At 50.1% G+C, this 15,780-nt stretch carries 14 protein-coding genes; all 14 read left to right on the plus strand.

What is annotated here, in order from left to right:
* Positions 1–18: 18 nt before the first annotated feature.
* The 14 genes from ACI3EW_RS03310 (at position 19) to ACI3EW_RS03375 (ending at position 15,775) form a co-directional block, all read left to right on the plus strand.
* The gene (locus ACI3EW_RS03310; protein WP_485663270.1) at positions 19–2,097 is read left to right on the plus strand and encodes a DNA topoisomerase 3; all 2,079 of its coding nucleotides are present in this window, start codon (positions 19–21) and stop codon (positions 2,095–2,097) included.
* On the plus strand, positions 2,094–2,981 hold the full coding sequence (locus tag ACI3EW_RS03315) for an LPD16 domain-containing protein (RefSeq protein WP_485663271.1): 888 nt from the start codon (positions 2,094–2,096) through the stop codon (positions 2,979–2,981). Before ACI3EW_RS03310 ends, ACI3EW_RS03315 begins: the two co-directional genes overlap by 4 nt.
* Entirely contained in the window at positions 2,978–3,286 is a 309-nt protein-coding gene (locus tag ACI3EW_RS03320; protein ID WP_097783068.1) for an immunoglobulin, read from the plus strand. Before ACI3EW_RS03315 ends, ACI3EW_RS03320 begins: the two co-directional genes overlap by 4 nt.
* Positions 3,273–3,866, plus strand: coding sequence for a YodL domain-containing protein (locus ACI3EW_RS03325; protein WP_253095020.1), 594 nt, complete (start codon positions 3,273–3,275; stop codon positions 3,864–3,866). The genes ACI3EW_RS03320 and ACI3EW_RS03325 overlap by 14 nt, the downstream gene beginning before the upstream one ends.
* Positions 3,867–4,073 carry a transposon-transfer assisting family protein gene (locus tag ACI3EW_RS03330; RefSeq protein ID WP_097783070.1) on the plus strand — a complete coding sequence of 69 codons (207 nt, stop codon included), beginning with the start codon at positions 3,867–3,869 and terminating at the stop codon, positions 4,071–4,073.
* An 802-nt stretch (positions 4,074–4,875) separates the two neighbouring features.
* Positions 4,876–5,220 (plus strand): TnpV protein, encoded by a 345-nt coding sequence (locus ACI3EW_RS03335; RefSeq protein ID WP_242963147.1) that lies wholly within the window; start codon positions 4,876–4,878, stop codon positions 5,218–5,220.
* Positions 5,221–8,927: 3,707 nt separating this feature from the next.
* Positions 8,928–11,459 (plus strand): SNF2-related protein, encoded by a 2,532-nt coding sequence (locus ACI3EW_RS03340; RefSeq protein ID WP_485663356.1) that lies wholly within the window; start codon positions 8,928–8,930, stop codon positions 11,457–11,459.
* On the plus strand, positions 11,456–11,788 hold the full coding sequence (locus ACI3EW_RS03345) for a plasmid mobilization protein (protein ID WP_485663272.1): 333 nt from the start codon (positions 11,456–11,458) through the stop codon (positions 11,786–11,788). The genes ACI3EW_RS03340 and ACI3EW_RS03345 overlap by 4 nt, the downstream gene beginning before the upstream one ends.
* Before the next feature lie 152 nt (positions 11,789–11,940).
* Entirely contained in the window at positions 11,941–12,246 is a 306-nt protein-coding gene (locus ACI3EW_RS03350; protein WP_173744949.1) for a hypothetical protein, read from the plus strand.
* A 16-nt stretch (positions 12,247–12,262) separates the two neighbouring features.
* Complete coding sequence (locus ACI3EW_RS03355; RefSeq protein ID WP_008396502.1) at positions 12,263–12,532, plus strand: hypothetical protein; 270 nt, start codon at positions 12,263–12,265, stop codon at positions 12,530–12,532.
* 54 nt (positions 12,533–12,586) lie between these two features.
* Positions 12,587–14,059 (plus strand): relaxase/mobilization nuclease domain-containing protein, encoded by a 1,473-nt coding sequence (locus ACI3EW_RS03360; RefSeq protein ID WP_405582540.1) that lies wholly within the window; start codon positions 12,587–12,589, stop codon positions 14,057–14,059.
* Between the two features lie 322 nt (positions 14,060–14,381).
* Positions 14,382–14,609, plus strand: a complete 228-nt coding sequence (locus tag ACI3EW_RS03365) for a helix-turn-helix domain-containing protein (protein WP_002576387.1) — start codon at positions 14,382–14,384, stop codon at positions 14,607–14,609.
* Entirely contained in the window at positions 14,590–15,198 is a 609-nt protein-coding gene (locus tag ACI3EW_RS03370; protein WP_097772845.1) for a DUF1819 family protein, read from the plus strand. The genes ACI3EW_RS03365 and ACI3EW_RS03370 overlap by 20 nt, the downstream gene beginning before the upstream one ends.
* 1 nt (position 15,199) lies before the next feature.
* Positions 15,200–15,775 (plus strand): DUF1788 domain-containing protein, encoded by a 576-nt coding sequence (locus ACI3EW_RS03375; RefSeq protein ID WP_005929853.1) that lies wholly within the window; start codon positions 15,200–15,202, stop codon positions 15,773–15,775.
* The last annotated feature ends 5 nt before the right edge of the window (positions 15,776–15,780 follow it).

Raw genomic sequence — 15,780 nt, forward strand, 5'->3', positions numbered from 1 at the left:
CGAAAGGAGCAGTATCGAATGAAGCTTGTATTAGCGGAAAAGCCCTCGGTAGCCATGAGCCTCTCGAAAGTGATCGGAGCAAATCAGCGCGGGGATGGTTATATGGAGGGCAATGGCTACATTGTCAGCTGGTGTGTGGGGCATCTGGTGGAACTTTCCCAGCCGGAAGCCTATGATGAGAAGTATGCCAAGTGGAGGTATGATGACCTTCCGATTTTGCCGGAACATTGGCAGTATCAGGTGTCTACCAGTACGAAAAAGCAGTTTGGAATCCTGAAAAAGCTCATGCTGCGGAAGGATGTAGAGAGTCTGATCTGTGCAACCGATGCAGGCCGTGAGGGAGAACTGATTTTCCGATTGGTTTACCATCAGTGCGGCTGCAAAAAGCCGGTGGAACGACTTTGGATTTCCTCGATGGAGGACAGTGCTATCCGGGAAGGCTTTCAGGAGCTCAGACCGGGAACAGAATATGATGCCTTATATGAGGCGGCTTTATGCCGGGAGCGTGCCGACTGGATTGTCGGAATCAACGCCACCCGGCTTTTTTCATGTCTGTATGGGCAGACCCTGAATGTGGGGCGTGTGATGACACCAACCCTTGCGATGGTGGTCATGCGGGATGCAGCAATCCGGGCGTTCAAACCTGAGCCGTTCTACTCGGCAGAATTGAAATTCCGAGATTTTCAAGCGGGCGGTGAGCGGATGAAAGAAAAAGCAGAAGCAGAGAAGTTGGTAGCAGAGTGCTGCCAGGCGGGGAATGCCATCGTTACCAAGGTAGAACAAAAAGAAAAATCAGAGAAGACCCCGGCTCTGTTTGATCTGACATCGCTTCAGAGAGAAGCAAACCGGCAGCTGGGATTCACTGCCCAGCAGACCTTGGATTACACGCAGGCTCTGTACGAGAAGAAACTTGTAACCTATCCCCGTACTGACAGCCGGTATCTGACGGATGATATGGCACCGCTTGTGCCGGAACTTGTTTCCGTGATTCAGCAGAGCTTTCAGATTCAGCCGGATGCACCGGCACCGGTGAATGCAGCACAGGTCATCAATTCCAAGAAAGTCACCGATCACCATGCCATAATCCCCACAAAAACAGCGGCGGGTTATGACATTTCCTCTCTTCCAAGTGGAGAACAGGCGATTCTTACCATGCTGGCGGTGCGGCTGATTTGTGCAGTCGGAACACCTTGCCGCTATGCAGAAACCATAGTGGAAGCAGAATGCGCCGGTCAGAAGTTCCGTACAAAAGGCAAAACAGTCACGGATATGGGCTGGAGACGATATGCAGGAAAGTCGGTTGAAGATGCTGAGAAGAATGCGGAGGAAGGTGATCTTCCGGAGCTTTCGGAAGGCATGACACTGGAACTTGTCGGTGTCGATCTGAAAGAGGGCAAGACCAGCCCGCCTAAGAGATTTACTGAAGATCTTCTGCTTTCAGCGATGGAGAGTGCCAGCTCGGATGAATTTCCGGCTGGTGTAGAGCGAAAAGGCATCGGCACACCAGCCACCCGCGCTGCCATCATCGAAAAACTGGTACAGAAAGGCTTTATCGAGCGCAGGGGCGATAAGAAAACGAAATACCTTTGCTCTACGGACAAGGGAAATGCACTGGTGACGGTGGTGCCGGAACAGATTCAGTCCCCATCCATGACGGCAGACTGGGAGGAAAAACTGCTGAAAATAGAACACGGCGAGTATGACAGCGATGCCTTTATGGGTGAAATCAGCAGCATGGTCAGCGGACTTGTTAAAACCTACGAGGCTGTAAAAGGTGCTGATGTGCTGATGCAGCCGGAACGGAAAGTCATTGGTTCCTGTCCGGCCTGCGGCAGTGATGTCTGTGAAACGGCAAAGGGATGGTTTTGCAGTGATAAGGGCTGTAAATTTGCGCTCTGGAAGGAAAACAGGTTCTTTCAGACACTGGGAAAGCAGATGACGGAGGAACTGGCAAAGCAACTAGTAAATCAGGGAAAAGCACGGCTTACCCATTGCTATTCCAGGAAGTCTGGACGTTACTATGACACAACCGTTCATGTAGAGACCGGCGAGGACGGCGCAGCAGTGTTTAAGCTGGAGTTTGGAGGTAAAAAATGAGCATGAAAATGATGAATGCAGCTTATCTGGTGGATAATGTCGCTCTGCTTTCCTTGCAGGAAAAGCAGGACGGCGTGGAATTCCATTGCTTTGATATGGACAGCAAGGTGCAGATTGCCGAGGGACACATTGGCTGGGATGTGTTGGATAAACAGCCGTTTTCTACGCTGGAAGAAAGCGCGAGGATGGCGGCAATCCAGAAGATTCCCCAGCTTGACGGTCTTGCCGTTGCGCCGGTAGCTCCGGAGATGCTGGAGCAGGTACGCGGCGGCAGAAAGGTTCTCTGGCAGATGAAAAAGGCTGATCCTGAGCTGGAGAATGCAAAAAATATCCGGTTTATCACCAGCAACTACGAGGATCGGTTCAGAATTCCGGATGGCAGTGCAGTGGAGATCGAGTATCCGAACCGGAAGTTCTCAGCTCGCTGCGAATATATGGACGAATATCATCTGCGCCTTGGGTATGATGTTTTGCACATCTGTCAGCTGGCAGAAATGCTGGAACGCGGCGGTGGTACATGCCGCCCGGAGCCGCTGATTACGGAAGAACGCAGTGCATGGGATTTGGGAAGCAAGGGCTTTCTTGCCATTCAGACCTGTGAGGACGGTTACGACTATACCTTATATCATAAGGACTTCATGGAAATTGACGGCGGCCAGATCGACAACCCGGAAATCAGCATGAATGCAGCCAGAGACCAGATTCTCTCGGATTATGGGTTCGGTGGCCGTACCATGACGGAGATTGACTATGATGAACTTTGTGATCGTGCAGAGAATGCAGAAAACAGCAGACGGGAATCTGTGCTGGGTAAACTCTCGGATTTATCGTCCAAAACGGATACGCCGGTGAAAGCTGCCAAGGCGAAGGAGGCAGAGCGATGAAATACAAGCTTACGAAGGCGGAGCAGGAAACCGTCGTCAATTTTGACAATGAACTGGATACCGCCAGTATTTACACCCATGACAGCCGCCTGATTAAGAAGCTTCGGGAACTGCGAAAACAGTATCCGGAGCAGTTTATTTTGGAGCACCGGGAGCATGGGTCGGTCACTTATACGATTCCGAAACGCTGCGTCGGTATCCGACCGCCTTATAGTGAAAAGCGGCGGGAACAGCAGCGACAGGAAGCAAAGGAAAACGGCCTGCCGTTTATGGAGAAGGGAGAAATGAACGATGGCAAGAATTGAAAAATGGGATGAAGTGCATGGAACGCAGGCACCGGACGAAAGAATGATGGCATTTCTCGACAGCGCTACCGACCAGTATGCGATTTTGCAGCTTCGCCGCAGCGAGGATACGGTATATGAACGCTTTTCGTCTATGCGCGAACTGGAACGGATGGGGCAGGAACCGGATATTGACCATTATGAGGTGGTGTATACGGCTCCGCTTCTTCCCTACAAGGATCAGAATACGATGTTGGAGGAACTGTATGCGAAATTCAATGTTTCCCGCCCTGATGATTTTACTGGGCATAGTCTTTCTGTGTCTGACATCGTGGCTTTACGGCAGAATGGTGTTGTAAGCTGTCACTATGTGGATTCCATCGGCTTCCAGGAACTGCCCGGATTTTTGAAACCGGAGAATTACCTGAAAGCCGCAGAAATGGCAATGGAAGACGATTACGGCATGATTGACGGCGTGATCAATAACGGAAAGAAGGAAGAACCGGTGGAAAAAGCATCAGTTCTGGATCAGCTGAAGGAAAAGCAGGAGGCTGTGCCGCCTGCGCCGCCTCGCAGGTGCTGTGAAGAAAAGGAGTTATAAATGCGTTTTACGGATGACGAATGGATGCTCATGATGCTTTACAGCCCTGGCACACGGACAGGGCTGATTGCAGAGCTTCAGACGATGCAGAAAAGTCTGACGGGCAGAGACAGGAACCTGCGCAGGTGGACGGCCTCGCTGCTTGCAAAACTGGCAGAGATGACGGATGCAGAATATGAGGCACTGGATTTATATCCGGACGAATAAGGGAGAGGAGGAAGAATACAGATGATGACGAAAACGGCTTATTATATGCAGATGGCGCAGGAAGCAGCGGCGCAGATCACTGGCAGCAAAGAGCAGTGGACAGCGTTTTTGACCACATCCGCACGGCTTTATAAGTATCCCTTTGCGGAGCAGCTGATGATCTATAAGCAGAGACCGGAAGCAACAGCCTGTGCAGAGTACGATCTCTGGAATGACAGGATGAATCGCTATGTGAAGCGCGGCTCCAAGGGCATTGCTCTTTTGGACATGCGCGGTGAGCAGCCGAGACTTCGGTATGTATTTGATGTGGCAGATACCGGAGAACGGAAGAATTCCCGTCCGGTACAGCTCTGGAAAATGAATGCAGAGCATGAGCAACCGATTATTCAGGCACTGGATGCAGCATTTGATGTTCCTGCCGGTGCCGGCTCTCTGGAAAATCACATCATGGAAGCAGCAGAACGCCTTGCAAGGGATTACTGGGAGGAAAACCGCAGGCAGATTAGTGACATCGTTGCAGATTCCTATCTGGAAGGGTATGATGAACTCAACATCGGAGCTTCCTTTAAGAGAGCCGCCGCTGTCAGCATCGCATATTCCGTCTTTACCCGGACGGTAGGCAATGCAGATGACTATTTTGAACACGAGGATTTTCTGGACATCTTTGATTTTAATACGCAGGCTGCCGCCAATGTGCTGGGAACTGCGGTCAGCGAAATGTCCAGCCAGATCTTCCGGGAAATTGAACGCACGATCCGAACCTATGAAAGAGACAAGCAGGCAGAAAGGAGCCAAAACTATGATGGAGCTGAATTACACGAAGAACGGCGATTACCTGATTCCGGACATCCAGTTGTCGGTGCAGGAACAGAAGCCGCTGGGCAAGTACGGGAGGATGCGCAGAGCGTTCCTGCAGGAGAACAACACGCTGCTGTACAATCACCTGATCCTGACCGAGAAACTGTACCCGCACCTGTGGGAGATCCAGGAGACCGCGACCGCACGGATGGAGCAGATGATGGCGGAGCTTCTGAAAGCGAATCCGGCACCGGACAAGAAATTAAACCAGATGGCCTGGGTGCAGCACATGAACATGCTGAAAGCGCAGGCAGAGGAAGTCATTCTGACGGAACTTATCAACAGCTAAACTTTATGAGCCTGTTTCAGTCCGAGGCAGAGCAGATTCAGAAAATTGATGCGGTGGCAGAAAATGCAGCCAGAGAAGCGGAGAGCGAAAAGCCCTCCGCTTTTGTCATTTCTGAGGATGAAATCGACCGGATGCTGCGGGCAGGCTCTAATTTTGAGGGCGGTAAAATCCGTATTTATGCGCTGTATCAGCAGCAAGGGGAAGCGAAAGAACGAGCTGCATTCCTGAAAGCAGAATACGGTCTCGGTGGTCACAGCTATACCTTTATGGATGACAGTCGCGGTTTTGCCGATTATGACGGGAAAGGCATTCTGCTTCGCAATTATGACCATGACCGGGAAGTGCGCCTCACATGGTCGGCAGTGGATAAGCGGTTAGACCGGCTTGTGGAAAATGGTCAGTACCTGACTGCGCTGGAAATGGAGGAGTATCGGAAGCTGGAGCAGGAATACGGCGCGCCGCTTCCTATGCCGACAGCCGCCCATGTATTTCCGCCAACGCCACCGGAACGCTACGATACCGGAAATGAGCATGTGGACAAGATGCTGAATACGGCTGCGGATGTCTATGCCCGGAGTGAACTGGCGGCACCCCAGCGTTTTACCGTGATGGAAACTGACGATGGCTATGCGGTTTGGGATGATATTCAGGATGGCATTCATGTGGAACCGGATGGTGTCAGCGAAGAGTTTACCAGCGAATGGGAGGCAGAGACCTATCGGCAGCAGTTGATTAAAAAAGTTCAGGAACGGGAAGCCAAAGACTGGCTCTATGTTGAGCAGAGCAAACAGGATTTGCAGCAGGACATTCCATTCCCGGATGTGGAATCCGAAGAAGCACACGAACCGGCTCATGCAGAGACAGATCCTCTGGTTCTGGAAATGCAGGAACACGCCAGAGAACTTGACAAAGAGTTTGGCTATGCGCCGGATGAACGATTTGTAGTCACGATGACCGGCGAGAACTTCCCGGATTCTAAAGATGCGTTTGCCATTTGGGATTATGTCAAAGAAGAGTATTACGGATATTCGGACGGAAAAGTGCAGACATTTGCCGATTATGTGAGCGCGTCAGAAGCGTTGCAGGAGATTCGCGGCAGGAACATGGAGGCTGAAAAAGAGCCTGCGACTGTGCAGCCAGAACCGGCAGCTCCGGTGCAGCCGGATTATCGTGTCGGCGATACGCTGTATCTGGACGGAAAGGCATTTACGATTGAAAAAGTCGGGCTTTTCGATGTGGAGCTTCGGGACCCGGATTCCGTGTATCCGATCTTCCGCTCGGAAAGCAAGGAAAATCTGGCAAGACTTTTGGGGCATGAGGAAAATGTTCACCTGCACAATCTGGTGGTTGATCTGAATCCTGGAAAAGAAGAAGCGTTCCGGGCAGGGCATGAAGCAAAACATGCGGAGAACTACCGCATCAACAGCTTTCACCTCGGTGAAGGCAGTCCTAAACAGAAATTCCGTGCCAACATGGATGCCATCTATACGCTGAAAACTTTGGAAAACCAGAACAGGGATGCGACACCGGAGGAACAGGAAACACTGGCCAATTATGTCGGCTGGGGCGGGCTGGCAGATGCCTTTGATGCAGAGAAAACTGCCTGGGCAGGCGAATATAAGGAGCTGAAAGCAGCTCTTACGGAAGAAGAATATGCCGCAGCCAGGGCTTCGACTCTGAATGCACATTACACCAGCCCTACCGTGATCCGTGCAATCTATGAAGCATTGGACGGTATGGGATTTGAGAAAGGCAATATTCTGGAACCGTCGATGGGTGTCGGCAACTTCTTCGGTATGCTGCCGGATTCCATGCTGGGAAGCAGACTGTATGGTGTGGAACTGGATTCCATCACCGGGCGCATTGCGCAAAAGCTGTATCCGCAGGCAGAAATCAAGGTAGCAGGCTTTGAGACCACTGACCGGCGCGACTTCTATGATCTGGCCGTGGGCAATGTGCCCTTTGGCAACTACCGTGTCAGCGATAAGCCCTATGATAAGCTCGGTTTTTCTATCCACAACTATTTCTTTGCCAAGGCATTGGATCAGGTTCGTCCCGGTGGTATCGTGGCCTTTGTTACCAGCCGCTATACGATGGATTCCAAGAATCCGGACGCGCGAAAGTATCTGGCACAGCGGGCAGAACTACGGGGAGCCATTCGACTTCCCAACAACGCATTCCGTGCCAATGCCGGTACAGATGTAGTGTCGGATATCATTTTCCTGCAAAAGAGAGACCATCCCATTAATATCGAACCGGATTGGGTGCATCTGGGGCTGACATCGGAGGGTATTACCCTCAATAGCTACTTTGTTGACCACCCGGAAATGGTGCTGGGTGAGATTACAACGGAGAGTACCCAGTACGGCAAGGAAGAATGTACGGTCATTCCGATTCCGGATGCAGATCTGGGAGACCAGCTGCATGAGGCTGTGCAGCACATCGGTGGTCATTATGAAGCGCAGGAGCTGGCACCAGAGGAAGAGCTGTCCTTGCAGGGCGAAACCATTCCGGCAGACCCAAATGTAAAGAACTTCTCCTATGCGGTGGTAGATGGGGATGTTTACTTCCGTGAGAACAGCATCATGCGGAAAGCTGACCTTTCTGCGACAGCCACCGGCAGGATCAAGGGTATGGTGGAACTTCGTACCATTGTGCAGGAATTGATCGACTATCAGCTGAACGATTATCCGGAGGACGCGATTGCCCAGAAACAGCGGGAACTGAATGTGGTCTATGACCGATTCGCCGATCAGTATGGACTTATCAATTCCCGTGCAAATGCACAGGCTTTTTCGGAAGATTCGTCTTATTATCTGCTTTGCTCTCTGGAAAACGTAGACGAAAACGGCAGGCTGGAATCCAAGGCGGATATGTTCACCAAACGGACGATTCGACCGGAACGGGCTGTTACCAGCGTAGATACTCCGGCTGAAGCTCTGGCAATCTCTATCGGAGAGCGCGGCGGAGTGGATTTGCCCTATATGTCGGAGCTTTTAGGAACGCCGGGGGAATATGAAAAAATCCAGCAGGAACTGCATGGTGTCATTTTCAAAGACCCGATGACGCAGGGCGGTGAGGAAAACGGTTGGGTAACAGCTGATGAATATCTGTCAGGCAATGTCCGGGAAAAGCTCCGAGTGGCAGAACTGGCTGCGGCCTCTGACCCTGCCTTTACGGTAAATACGGAATATCTGAGAAAGGCGCAGCCGAAAGACCTGGACGCTTCAGAGATTGATGTGCGCCTTGGTGCCACATGGGTCAATCGGGATTATATCCAGCAGTTTATGGAAGAGACCTTTGAACCGCCGTTTTATCTGCGCCGGAACATCGAGGTGAAATTCTCGCCCATGACGGCAGAGTGGCAGATCACCGGTAAGAGTACACCGAGCCGGAATGATGTCCATGCCTATATGACCTACGGCACCAGCAGAGCCAACGCCTACCGGATTCTGGAGGATACGCTGAATCTGCGGGACATCCGTATCTACGATACCGTGGAGGATGCAGACGGCAAGCAGAAGCGGGTTCTGAATAAAAAGGAGACTACCCTCGCCCAGCAGAAACAGCAGGCCATTAAGGATGCGTTCCAGAACTGGGTGTGGAAAGACCCTTATCGCCGTGCGGAACTTGTGGAAAAGTATAACGAGCTGTTCAACAGTACCCGTCCTCGTGAGTACGATGGTTCTCATATCCGCTTTGGCGGTATGAATCCGGAGATCCGGCTGCGTGAACATCAGCAGAATGCCATTGCTCATGTGCTGTACGGCGGCAATACGCTGCTGGCCCACGAGGTAGGTGCCGGTAAGACCTTCGAGATGGCAGCTTCTGCTATGGAGGCAAAGCGGCTGGGACTGTGCCAGAAATCCATGTTTGTCGTTCCGAATCATTTGACCCTTCAGTGGGCAAACGAGTTCCTACGCCTGTATCCGAGTGCAAAACTGCTGGTGGCAAGCAAAAAGGACTTTGAGACTGCCCGCAGAAAAAAGTTCTGCGCACGAATTGCCACTGGCGATTACGATGCAGTTATCATCGGGCATTCTCAGTTTGAGAAAATCCCGGTGTCCGCAGAACGGCAGGAGCGGATTTTGACTGCCCAGATTGATGAAATCGAAAATGCTATTGCTGAGATGAAATCCCAAGATGGCGAGCGTTTCTCCATCAAACAGATGGAAAAGACCCGGAAAGGATTGGAGGCGAGATTGGAGAAACTCCGGGCAACCGACCGAAAAGACGATGTGATTACCTTTGAGCAGCTGGGCGTAGACCGGCTGTTCGTAGACGAGGCACACGCGTTCAAGAACCTGTTCCTCTACACAAAAATGCGCAATGTTGCGGGATTGTCCACATCGGAAGCGCAGAAATCTTCGGATATGTTTATGAAGTGCCAATATATGGACGAGCTGACAGGCGGGCGCGGCATCATTTTTGCGACCGGCACCCCGGTCAGCAACAGCATGACGGAGCTTTACACCATGATGCGGTATCTCCAGTACGGCACGTTGCAGCAGAAAGGGCTGACCCATTTCGACAGCTGGGCTTCTACCTTTGGTGAGACCACCACAGCCATTGAGCTGGCACCGGAAGGAACCGGATACCGGGCAAGAACAAGATTTGCAAAATTCTTCAACCTGCCGGAGCTGATGAATATGTTCAAGGAAGTGGCAGATATCAAGACTTCCGATCAGCTGCATCTGCCGGTGCCGGAGGCAAAATTTGAAACCGTGGTGGTGCAGCCTTCGGAGCATCAGCAGGCGATGGTGGCGGAGCTTTCGGAACGGGCGGCGGCTGTGCATTCCGGTGTGGTAGACCCGTCGGTCGATAACATGCTGAAAATCACATCGGATGGCAGAAAGCTGGGACTGGATCAGCGATTGATGAATCCGCTCCTGCCGGATGACCCAAATAGCAAGCTCAACGCCTGTGTGCGGAATGTGCTTCGGATTTATGAGGAAGGACAGTCGGATAAGCTGACCCAGTTGCTGTTCTGCGACCTCAGCACGCCGAAGAACGATGGAACCTTCAATGTCTATGAGGATATCCGCGCCAAACTAATTCAGTCCGGTGTGCCGGAAGAAGAAATCGCATTTATTCATGATGCCGATACTGAGGCAAAGAAGAAAGATTTGTTTGCCAAAGTGCGTACCGGACAGGTACGGGTATTGTTAGGTTCGACACAGAAGATGGGTGCAGGCACGAACGTGCAGGACAGGCTGGTGGCCGTGCATCATCTGGATGTGGGCTGGCGGCCTGCGGATATGACCCAGCGAAATGGTCGTATCATCCGTCAGGGAAACCGAAACAAAGAAGTGCAGGTTTATCAGTATGTGACGGAAGGAACTTTTGATGCCTACCTCTATCAGACACTGGAGAATAAGCAGAAATTTATCAGCCAGATCATGACCAGCAAATCTCCGGTACGTTCCTGTGATGATGTAGATGAGCAGGCTCTTTCCTATGCAGAGATCAAGGCACTTTGTGCCGGAGACCCGCAAATCAAGGAGAAAATGGACTTGGATGTAGATGTTGCAAGGCTGAAAGTATTGAAGGCGGATCATCAGAGCCAGCAGTACCGATTGGAAGATAAATTGATGAAATATTTCCCTGCGGAGATTGAGAAAACGCAAGGGTTCATCAAGGGCTTTCAGTCGGATATTCGGACGGTGGCGGCACATCCGCTGCCGGAAGAGGAGTTCTGCGGTATGGAGGTGAATGGCACACAATTTACTGAAAAAGCCGAGGCCGGTGAAGCAATTCTTGTGGTCTGTAAAGCCAATCAGAGTTTGGAGCCGGTGCCGCTTGGCAGCTATCGCGGTTTCAAGATGGAGTTGTCATATGACAGCTTCCAGAAAGAGTATCAGGTGCTGCTGAAAGGCGAGATGACCTACCGGGTGCCCATCGGCACCAGTGCTGCGGGCAATATCCAGCGTCTGGATAATGCTCTTGCCGGGATTCCTGCAAGGCTGGGGAAGGCGGAACAGCAGCTGGACAATCTTAGGAGCCAGCAGGAAGCTGCGCAGGCCGAGCTTGGAAAGCCGTTCCCCCAGGAGGCAGAACTGGCGGAAAAGAGTGCAAGACTGGCAGAACTGGACGCACTGCTGAATATGGATGACCGTGAAAATGATGATCCAGACCGTGAGAGAACAACGGAAAAGCCGTCTGTCCTGGCAGAGCTGCGTGACCGTGCAGGGTGCATTCCGCCGATGACACATCGAAATGATGAGGAGGTGGCACTATGAGTGTTCGGGAACACTGGATCAATGTCCGGGTAAACCCGGAAGAGCTGGCGAGGATTCGTGAAAAGCAGAAAGAATTGGGGATTCGGAATACCGGTGCCTATATGAGAAAAATGGCGATGGACGGGTACTGCGTAAATCTTGATTTGTCGGATGTGGCGCAGGTATCCACACTTCTTCGCCGATGCAGCAACAACCTGAACCAGTACGCAAAACGCGCCAATGAATCTGGAAGCATCTATGCGGAGGATATCCGGGATTTGCAGAAGCGACTGGATGAACTCTGGGAGATACAAAAGCTGATCTTAAAGAGGCTTTCTGGTATTCGATGACGGCGCAAACGTGCGGAATTTCTATTGCACATGGCACAGATGAAACAGTCTGTGTCATTACATATTTTTTGAGTTTCCCTGTTGACATCGTGGTGTTTGGCAAGCGTGTACAGTAAAATGAAGATGAAAAGAAAAACGAAGGGGTGAAATCCATGAAGATCGTATGTTTTTTGTTGAAGCTGATGCTGAAAATCCTGTTGCTGCCGGTTGCGTTTCTGCTGCGATTTCTATGCTTTATCGGGAATCTGCTGATGCAGCTATCCCTGTGGGTGCTTTCGCCGGTCATGCTTTTCGTTCTTGGCTGCGGCATCTATTCTGTGGTTCGAGCGAGCTGGACGGATGTCTTCCTGCTGACCCTGATTGAGATGGGGCTGTTCGCAGCTGCGGTTGGTGCGGGCGGCATCATGGAACTGATGGAACAGCTGTGTGAGCGTGTAGAGGATGTTTTGACAATTTGAGTTCAGGAGGGATTAGATGGATATTCAGTTTATGAAAGATTATTATGATTTACGGTACGAGGAAACAGATGGAGAGAATCATTTTGTGGAAGAGACAGCTTATCAGGAAAAACAGTCTGAGCAATCGAAGATGGAAGACCAGCTGATGGAAATGGTGGGCGGCAGCGAATCTAATGTGTGGAAGCTGTACGAAAGCATTATGTGTGTCTATTTCGATATGGAAGAAATCATCAAGCAGGCCGTTTATTTGCAGGGAGCTTATGACCGGGAACGGATGTTAAAATGAGAATAGTAGATTGGTAAGAGCTGCCTTCGGGTAGCTCTTTTTAGATGGAGGAATATGAAAATGGCGGCTACAAGACTAATTGCGCTGCATATCAATAAAGGAAAGACGGTAGCGCAGTGTCTGGCTGACCGTACTGATTATACTGAGAATGCAGCAAAGACGGAAGATGGAAAATATATCAGCGCGTATGCCTGTGACGCAAAGACCTGTGATGAAGAATTTCTGCTTTCCAAACGGCAGTATGAGCATATCACCGGTAGAACCCAGGCGCATGATGTGATTGCATATCAGATTCGGCAATCTTTTAAGCCCGGAGAAATCACGCCGGAGGAGGCGAACAAGGTTGGATATGAGACGGCCATGCGCTTTACTAAGGGAAAACATGCCTTTATCGTGGCTACCCATGTTGATCGTGCACACATTCATAACCACATTATTTTTAATTCGACTACATTAGACAGCACCAGAAAATTCCGAGATTTTCGCTTATCCGGTCTTGCACTGGCAAGGCTCAGTGATATCGTCTGTCTGGAACACCGGTTGTCGGTCATTATCCGGAAGCCCTATGGAGAGCGGCAGAAGAGAACGGAATACCCGGAGAAAAAATCGCAGCGGGATGAAATATGCGAGGCCATTGATGCAGCATTGGCAAGAAATCCAAAAGACTTTCGGGAACTGATTGAAATTTTGCAGGAGGCCGGATACGAGTATAAAGATGGAAAACAGCCTGCCCTGCGGGGAAAAGGCCACGCCAGATTTGCTCGTTTCCGCTCTCTTGGCAAAGGATATTCGGTCGAAGAACTCTGCGAAGTGATTGCCGGAAATGCGGTTCATAAAAGCAAATTTGCAGAGAAAAATCGTACAAACGCACGGTCAGCACAGGTGCATCAGAAGGCAGAGCTGTCGTTCCTGATTGATGTCCGTGCCAAAATGCAGGCGGGCAAAGGCGCGGGATATGCGCGTTGGGCGAAAGTCTTTAATCTGAAGCAGATGGCAAAAGCTATGATGTTCATGGAAGAGCATGGAATCAAGAACTATGCAGAGCTGAAAGAAAAGGCAGATGGAATTTCTGAAAAATGTGATGCGCTGCTGGAATCTGTAAAGGCGGATGAGGCACGGATGTCGGAAGTGTCGGTGTTGCGGAAGCATCTAATCAATTACGCTAAGACAAAAGATGTTTTTGCCGCGTATAAAGCATCCGGTTACAATCGGGAATTCTATGAAGCCCATCGGGATACGCTGGCCTTACGCAGCGCAGCGAAAAAAGCGTTTGATGCCTATAAGAAAGAGAACGGTTCTGACAAAAAGCTCCCGCGCATCAGCGAGCTGAACGCAGAGTATGCAATGCTTTTGGAACGAAAGAAAAGCTCCTATGCAGAGTACCGCAAGACCAAATCTGAAATGCAGGATTGGCTTGTGGCACAGAAGATTGTGCAGGAAATCCTAAAAGAGGACGAGCAGAAAAAAGAGCAGATGCATGAGCAGGAAGTGCGGCAGGAAGAAGAAAATAGACAGAGTAGTCGATGATGGAAAGTCCGGTGCAGTGTGGGTGTAATGCTCATGCTGCACCGGGCTTTTTTCTTTGGCAGGAACTGGCGTTGAAGCATCCGGAACGGATGCGCAGCTCGATGCCGCAGGCAGCGTTCTATGGGGATTGGGGAGTTTCCCCAACAAGCAGAAAATCGCTTTCGTGTCACGAAAGCCCTGCTTGCAGAAGAGTGGATTCTAAAAAAATCGTTCAAAATTTGGAAGAACTTTCGATTGATTTTGTTCGTTTCTTGGAGTAGAATATAAATGAGAAATTTTAACTTGCTGCGAGTGACTTTAGACATCGAAAAAGAGGTTCCGTATGGATTTCATGACGATTAAGCAGGCTTCTGAAAAATGGGGCATCTGCACAAGGAGAGTACAGACATTATGCACAGAAGGGCGAATTGATGGTGCCGAGCGTTTAGGCCATCAGTGGGTCATTCCTATTAACGCCGAAAAGCCGAAGGATGCCAGAATCAAAAGCGGCAGATACATTAAAACAAAATCCGGAAATGGAGAGAACGAAGATGGAAAGAAAACCGTATAGTGCTGGAGCCGTAAAATTTTCGTTCTGGTTCATGGAATTTCGGAAAACCGTGCAGCTTTTGAGCGAGGGTAAGAGCTTTGCAGACATTAAAAAGTTGAATGAAGAGACAAACATCTATGGCGCACCGACAAAACTACGAGCGCAGCAGATTTATTCTACCGTAACAGCCCGTATCAAGACATTAGATGAAAGCTTTTACCCAATCTTTCTGAGCAGTGATCTTGCTACACAAAAATTATTTGTGCTGACTGCGGCTCTTTTGCATGACACGCTGTTCTTTGATTTTGTGTATGAAGTAGTGCGGGAAAAAATGATTCTTGGTTCCGACGAGCTGACGGATGCAGATATCCGGATATTCTTCAAAAATAAGCAGGAACAGAGTGAGAAAGTGGCTTCTCTTCAAGACTATACGCTGCACCGCCTCGGCTCCTGCTATAAAACGCAGCTTTATGAAGCTGGGCTTTTAGAAAGCAACCGGGCAAACAGCACAAGAAAAATACTGAAGCCAATTCTTGATATTGCATTTGAGCATTGGCTTTATGACCATGACCTTGGCATCATGGTAAAAACACTGACGGGGGTAAGATGAAATGGATTTAAGCCAAAGACTGGATGAGATGGAGCTTGCAATCCATAAGCCGTCTTTCCGAAAAGGAACAGGCCGCGCAAATGAGGTCAACTATTGGGTGTTTGATTATCCACCGGAAAAGGAACTGGAAGTTCGGGAGCGTGTAGAGTATCTGAAAAATAAGAACGACCGGGGTGATGATGATTTTGAGCTTGTGGTCTTTGACCTGTATGATATCATCATTGACTTTTTGGAAAAGAAAAACTTCATGGAAAAGTGCTATGACTTTGAAAAAAAGCGAGGGATCGAGCGTATCGTCAAGGCTGTGACCAACTCCATGAAGGTAAATGACGATGACAGCCTGATCGTGCAATATATCAAAGAACATACGCCGGAGAATGCAGTCGTGTTCCTGACCGGTATCGGCAAGTGCTATCCGATTTTGCGCTCCCACAAGGTGCTTAACAACTTGCACCAGGCGTTTGTGCGCTGCCCGGTCGTGATGTTCTTTCCGGGAACCTATAATGAACAGGAGCTGATCCTGTTCAATGAGATTAAAGACGATAACTATTACCGGGCATTCCGACTGGTAAAGTAATGGAT

It is taken from the genome of Pilosibacter rotomagensis (genome assembly GCF_045062245.2).
Lineage (GTDB): Bacteria > Bacillota > Clostridia > Lachnospirales > Lachnospiraceae > Pilosibacter.

Excerpts from the sequence above, each read along its gene's own strand:
- ACI3EW_RS03310 (WP_485663270.1), top strand. The coding sequence starts at position 19 with ATGAAGCTTGTATTAGCGGAAAAGCCCTCGGTAGCCATGAGCCTCTCG.
- ACI3EW_RS03315 (WP_485663271.1), top strand. The coding sequence starts at position 2,094 with ATGAGCATGAAAATGATGAATGCAGCTTATCTGGTGGATAATGTCGCT.
- ACI3EW_RS03320 (WP_097783068.1), top strand. The coding sequence starts at position 2,978 with ATGAAATACAAGCTTACGAAGGCGGAGCAGGAAACCGTCGTCAATTTT.
- ACI3EW_RS03325 (WP_253095020.1), top strand. The coding sequence starts at position 3,273 with ATGGCAAGAATTGAAAAATGGGATGAAGTGCATGGAACGCAGGCACCG.
- ACI3EW_RS03330 (WP_097783070.1), top strand. The coding sequence starts at position 3,867 with ATGCGTTTTACGGATGACGAATGGATGCTCATGATGCTTTACAGCCCT.
- ACI3EW_RS03335 (WP_242963147.1), top strand. The coding sequence starts at position 4,876 with ATGGAGCTGAATTACACGAAGAACGGCGATTACCTGATTCCGGACATC.
- ACI3EW_RS03340 (WP_485663356.1), top strand. The coding sequence starts at position 8,928 with ATGAATCCGGAGATCCGGCTGCGTGAACATCAGCAGAATGCCATTGCT.
- ACI3EW_RS03345 (WP_485663272.1), top strand. The coding sequence starts at position 11,456 with ATGAGTGTTCGGGAACACTGGATCAATGTCCGGGTAAACCCGGAAGAG.
- ACI3EW_RS03350 (WP_173744949.1), top strand. The coding sequence starts at position 11,941 with ATGAAGATCGTATGTTTTTTGTTGAAGCTGATGCTGAAAATCCTGTTG.
- ACI3EW_RS03355 (WP_008396502.1), top strand. The coding sequence starts at position 12,263 with ATGGATATTCAGTTTATGAAAGATTATTATGATTTACGGTACGAGGAA.
- ACI3EW_RS03360 (WP_405582540.1), top strand. The coding sequence starts at position 12,587 with ATGAAAATGGCGGCTACAAGACTAATTGCGCTGCATATCAATAAAGGA.
- ACI3EW_RS03365 (WP_002576387.1), top strand. The coding sequence starts at position 14,382 with ATGGATTTCATGACGATTAAGCAGGCTTCTGAAAAATGGGGCATCTGC.
- ACI3EW_RS03370 (WP_097772845.1), top strand. The coding sequence starts at position 14,590 with ATGGAAAGAAAACCGTATAGTGCTGGAGCCGTAAAATTTTCGTTCTGG.
- ACI3EW_RS03375 (WP_005929853.1), top strand. The coding sequence starts at position 15,200 with ATGGATTTAAGCCAAAGACTGGATGAGATGGAGCTTGCAATCCATAAG.